We start from the raw sequence: 5,677 nt of genomic DNA, 5'->3' as shown, positions 1-5,677 counted from the left end.
TATTTTATATATGCCCCATTTTATTATAATCACGTTTCTTCCGCAAACAATCAGTATTAATTTTGTGATTTTATTGTTAAATAAAGGTATACTGAGGGTGGAGGTGGCAAAATGAGCGAGCAAGAAAAAATTCGGTTGACATCCTTGTCAACAAAAGCCGGCTGAGGCTGTAAAATTGGTCCAGAGGACTTGACGCAAGTTTTGCGTCTATTACCACAGCAAGAACGAGTACCTGAGCTACTTGTCGGCCATGAAACATCAGATGATGCTGGTGTATATCAATTAACCGATTCAATTGCTTTAATTCAAACAGTTGATTATTTCACTCCAATTGTTGATGACCCATACATGTTTGGTCAAATTGCCGCCGCAAATGCATTAAGTGATGTATATGCGATGGGCGGTCAGCCAAAAACAGTGCTTAATATTGTTGGCTATCCTGTAAAAAAACTTGGACCAGACATGCTGGCTGAGATTTTAAGAGGTGCAGCCGATAAAGTGAATGAGGCTGGGGCCATTACGGTTGGCGGGCATTCTGTTGATGATCAGGAACCTAAATTTGGGTTGTCTGTCACAGGGATTGTTCATCCAGAACGTTTCTGGAAAAATGTCGGTGCAAAACCAGGGGATTCCCTTGTTTTAACAAAACCAATTGGTGTTGGGATTTTGACGACTGGGATCAAAAGGGGTGCTGTTACCGAGGATCAAGAACGAGCGGTTACTGATACAATGGCCATGCTAAATAAAACGGCTGCGGAAATTTTGACTGCCTTTGAACCCCATGCCGTAACAGACGTAACCGGGTTCGGATTACTTGGACATGGAAGTGAAATGTCTCGTGGAAGTGATGTAAGCTTTGAAGTTTATTTCGATAAAGTTCCGCTATTAGACGGTACATACAAACTTGCTGAACAAGGAATCGTCCCAGGGGGCTCGAAAGCGAACCATAAATGGCTGATTGAGGATGTACAATACGATAATATCTCCTTTGAAAACCAATTAATATTATGTGACGCTATTACTTCTGGAGGGTTGCTTGTTTCAATGCCGGAAAATCAGGCGGCCGACTATATAACAAAATTACATGAAGCTGGATTGCCATATGCGTCCATTATTGGCAAGGTAGTTTCTAAAAAGGATAAATTAATTTACGTCAAATAATAATTGCTTCCCTTTTACTCAAAAATCATTTTTAAAGGATGGTTTTCATGGAAGTTCGAGAATATTCAAAGAGATTGGTTGTTGAGAAAAGTTCTCCAACGCTTGACTACCTATCATTATTGCAAAAGAATCACATGGAAAAGATCCCTTTTGAAAATCTCGATGTTACAAGAAAGGTTAATATTGAATTAGACCTATGCCGAATTTACAATAAAGTAATTGGCCTGCATCGCGGCGGTTTTTGCTATGAGCTAAATGGTCTTTTCCAGCAATTATTAACCGAGCTCGGCTTTAAGTCTCATTTAATTGCTTGTACGGTCAATAAGTCAACCGGATGGGCAAAACCAGATACCCATGTCGCAATCATTGTTCATCTCGATCATCTCTATCTTGTTGACGTTGGATTCGGTGACTCTGTCAGGCAGCCTGTACCTTTAACTGGTGAAGAACGTACCGATGTGAGTGGGACATATAGGGTCAATAAAACAGCTGAAGGATTTTATGATCTCCAAAGATATGAAGAGCAGGAGTGGAAAATATTATATCGGTTTTCTGACTTACCAAAACAAATCGGTGAGTTCACTGAAGGCTTACTTTACAATCAAACATCCCCTGATTCATCATTTACACATGGAGATATTGTATCTATCGCAACAAAGACCGGCAGAATTACGTTAAATGGTTTAACGGTTACTGAAACTAAAGACAGGCAGAAAAATAAGTGGGATTTAACTGAAAAAGAAAAAAATCAGTTTTTAAAAGAAGTATTTCAAATTACGATTTAATATAAGTTTTTTTATAACTTGAGGTAAAACAGTATCGTAAAACCTCTTCTAAAAAGGAAGGTAGACCTACAGCATTACCTAAAAATTTAAGTTTAAGAAGCTTATTGTTGAGTTAACATAATATTGATTTTTCAGCAGCTAATTTTTTGAGCATTATAAACTAAGGGTCAACAGATCAAAATGAACTTTTGCAAGTTTTCCTGTTCGATTATGAACATTGTTCGACAGCGGTACAACTTCTATATAAGCTTTTCCAAGCTTTCTATCCTCATGCTAGTGCTAAGAGTTTCATAAAATGAAAAACACACTCAGAAATTCAATTTCTGGGTGTGTTTTGTAAGTAGATAAAAATAATTTCACTTTGAGTTAACCTCAAAAATAAAATTTTATTTTTTAGAATAATCAAAAGTCAAGCTGCTTTTTTATCTATATTAATTGATTATTTGTGACCTAATGGGAATAATTTGTAATTCTTTTGTTGCAGTTGTCAAATTATTATGACCATTTTCTCTAATTACTACTAAATCCTCAATACGAACTCCTCCCCAACCAGGTATATAAATACCTGGTTCAACTGTAATGACCATGCCCGGCTCTAACGGAGTATGGTCATTGACTCTAAGGAAAGGAGATTCATGAATATTTAATCCAAGTGAATGCCCTAGACTATTACCAGAATACTCATTATATCCAGCATTTCGTATTACCGAACGCCCTACTTCATCGATTTCAGCTGCAGTTTTCCCAGGACCTATTTGTCTTAAACTAGCTTCTAATGCATCGAAGACCACTTGATAGATTTCTCTTTGTTGCACAGTCGGCTCACCAATTACAACTGTACGTGTAAAATCGGAATAATATCCTTCGATAATAGCTCCGATATCCATTTTTACAAATTCTCCTTCATTGACGATTCGGCTTGAGGCCACACCATGAGGAAGAGATGAGCGCTCTCCTGAAGCAATAATATGGTTGCTTTTTATTTGATCTGCTCCATTCTTTTTCATAAAGTATTCCAATTCTAATCCAATCTCTTTTTCACTCATACCTGGTTGAATGTAGTTTATTATATGATTGAAAGCCATATCACAAAGTGTAATTCCTTTGTGAATACAAGAAACCTCATATTCATCTTTAATTTTTCTAATGCTCATAATGGCTTGATCTAAAATATCAAATGTTCCAATGGAGGTGTTTTTTTCTAAATCCCTAAAGTGACTAAATGCCATTGAACCTTCAATACCGATTCTATTGATATTTTTTGCTTTTAAATGTTTACCTAGACTATCAATAAGAGTCCCTGTATGACGAATAACTTCATACTCTTTCGCCTGCTTCGTAGCCTGCTCACTGTAACGATAATCTGTTAATAAATATGTCTCGTCTTTAGTAATGATCAATGCACCGCTTGACCCTGTGAATTGTGAAAAATAGATTCTATTTTCCACAGATAGAATCACAGCCGCATCTAATTGTAAATCTTCTAAACTATTTCTTAATTTACTAACTCGATCATTAATATTGATTTTGGTCATCTAGCCTATATACCTCCTTAAAATCCCTTCATATAGCGAATTTTTGCATGTTAATTTATTTTAGCTTTTGCAAGCGACCACATTCCATCTGGGTATATCTTAATCCCGGAAATATTCTTGCTATGGGCCACGATAACATATGCATGGTGTAATGGAACAACTCCGACATTCTCAATTATTCGTTGATGTGCTTCATTAAATAATTCTTGCCGTTTTCCATCATCAAACTCTGACCTAGCCTGGTCAACAAAGCCATCGAAAATTGGATCATTATAACGCATACGGTTGCTTTTTCCAACATTTTTACTGTGTAAATTATTGATTAAGTTATCTATTCCAGCAGATGCATTCGTTGTACCTAGGATATAAAGGTCAAATTTACCTTCTGCTGTAACTGATAAATAAGAAGCCCAATCCATTGATTCAATTTTCACATTGAGTCCTATGTCAGTTAGTTGAGCCTGGAGGATTTCCGTAAATTTCATATATTCTCTATGAGTTGTAGCTAAAAAAGTAAGTTCATATTTATCGTAACCGTGTTCTTTAATAATTTTTTTTGCCTTTTCTGGATCATATTCGTAACCAAAATTTTCAATAGATAGGTCATAACCAGCAACTGTTGGACCAATCATTCCATTCGATTTATAACCAGTTCCACCAAGTTGATTCCTGTAACTCTCTAAATCTAGTGCATAAGCAAGGGCTTGTCTAAATGGAAGTTCGTTCATTGGTGCTTTTTCATGATTCACGCTAAAGAAATACACATAGGTTCCTTTTTCTTTTAAAACATCAACAGAATTTATTGACTCAGCTCGTTGTAACTGTTGGGCATCCAACCCATCAACTAATTGAACATCACCAGTTTGTAACATTGAAAGAGCTGTTGACATTTCTGGAACAATTAAAAACTTTAATTGGTGGATTTCTGGAACACCTTGCCAGTAATCTTCATTTCTTTCAAGGACAATATCAGAACCTTTTGTCCAATTTACAAATTTGAATGGACCAGTACCTACAGGTTTTTGCATTAAATCTTGATTTTGATAGGCTGTTGGACTAACAATAGAAGAATTTACTGCGGCTAGTGTGTTAAGAAATGTAGGTGTTGGAGTTTTAGTGTGAATTATAACAGTGTATTCTCCATCTGTTTCAATTTTATCTATTGCTGAGAGTGTATGTGCAGCAGGTGATGCTGTTTCTGGATTAATAAATGTTTCAAATGTATATTTTACGGCTTCTGCATTAAATGGTGTCCCATCATGAAACTTTATTCCTTCGTTTAACTGAATTATCCATGTTGTCTCATCAGGCCTTTCATATGATTTAGCTAAATGAGGTTCAATTTGATTAGTTTCTGGATTAAACATGAATAACCTTTCGTAAATTTGAACAATCGCACGACCAGAAACTGTATCAAATGTTCCGATGGGTGATAATCCTATCGGTTCAGAAGTTGATGCATATGTTATTTCTTTTTCACCTTCATTATTATCTTTATTTTCTTCCCCTACCTCCTCTTTATTTGTTGTTTCCGATGTACAGCCTACCAAAAGCAACGAAAAAATAATAACGAATAGCCCTAGCCATTTTTTATTCATTTTTAACTCCCCTTATCATAATATATTTATAATTAGCAACCTAAACTTACCTGTTAAAAACTTTTTTAGCCCACCCCCTTAATAGCATTAAGAATACCTTACTGAACTATAGAGTATTAATTTAATTCAGAATTGTAGATTCCTGTGGCAGCACCAATAATAAGAGCTAAAACAATGACCAAGGCGGGATGTAACTTAAATTTTTCCAGCAAAAAATAACTTCCTGCTATAAGAATGACAGTATAGGTCGTTCCTAGACCCATTACAGAATCTTTTGTAAACTGGAAAGTCATAACGCCTAATAAGACTGCAATTACGGGACGTACCGCAATAGAAATATTTTTCACTTGCGGTTTGTTTTTATATTTGAGTAAAATGGCCATTAAAAATAACATTAGAATGATCGAAGGAGCCACTGATGCAAATAACGCAATGAAGCTTCCTATTATTCCAGCCTCTGAATACCCTATATAAGCAGCCATCTTTGTAGCTATCGGTCCTGGCAAAGAATTTCCGACAGCTAAAACCTCGCTGAATTCTTGTGTAGTCATCCAACCATAATTTCCAACCACTTCATTTTCTATTAAAGGTATAGAGG

The 5,677-nt window shown here is 35.9% G+C and carries 5 protein-coding genes; 2 read left to right on the top strand and 3 right to left on the bottom strand.

All coding sequences use genetic code 11. The annotated features are described in order from the left end of the window. Positions 1-111: 111 nt before the first annotated feature. Positions 112-1,161 carry a selenide, water dikinase SelD gene (selD, locus tag V7149_RS26125; protein WP_335348467.1) on the top strand — a complete coding sequence of 350 codons (1,050 nt, stop codon included), beginning with the start codon at positions 112-114 and terminating at the stop codon, positions 1,159-1,161. A gap of 47 nt (positions 1,162-1,208) precedes the next feature. After that, the gene (locus V7149_RS26120; protein ID WP_335348466.1) at positions 1,209-1,946 is read left to right on the top strand and encodes an arylamine N-acetyltransferase family protein; all 738 of its coding nucleotides are present in this window, start codon (positions 1,209-1,211) and stop codon (positions 1,944-1,946) included. Positions 1,947-2,377: 431 nt separating this feature from the next. On the opposite strand, the gene V7149_RS26110 is transcribed toward V7149_RS26120, so the two are convergent. From V7149_RS26110 to V7149_RS26100, 3 genes are all read right to left on the bottom strand, one after another. Continuing rightward, positions 2,378-3,481, bottom strand: coding sequence for a M24 family metallopeptidase (locus tag V7149_RS26110; RefSeq protein WP_335348465.1), 1,104 nt, complete (start codon positions 3,479-3,481; stop codon positions 2,378-2,380). Between the two features lie 50 nt (positions 3,482-3,531). Beyond that, positions 3,532-5,079, bottom strand: coding sequence for an ABC transporter substrate-binding protein (locus V7149_RS26105; protein WP_335348464.1), 1,548 nt, complete (start codon positions 5,077-5,079; stop codon positions 3,532-3,534). A 116-nt stretch (positions 5,080-5,195) separates the two neighbouring features. Then, the coding region (locus tag V7149_RS26100; protein WP_335348463.1) for a chromate transporter at positions 5,196-5,677 on the bottom strand (482 nt) is incomplete at its 5' end.

The organism is Bacillus sp. JJ1503 (assembly GCF_036965125.1).
Lineage (GTDB): Bacteria > Bacillota > Bacilli > Bacillales > Cytobacillaceae > Cytobacillus.
Note: the sequence above shows the minus strand (reverse complement) of the source record. Positions and strands in the feature narration are given on the sequence as shown.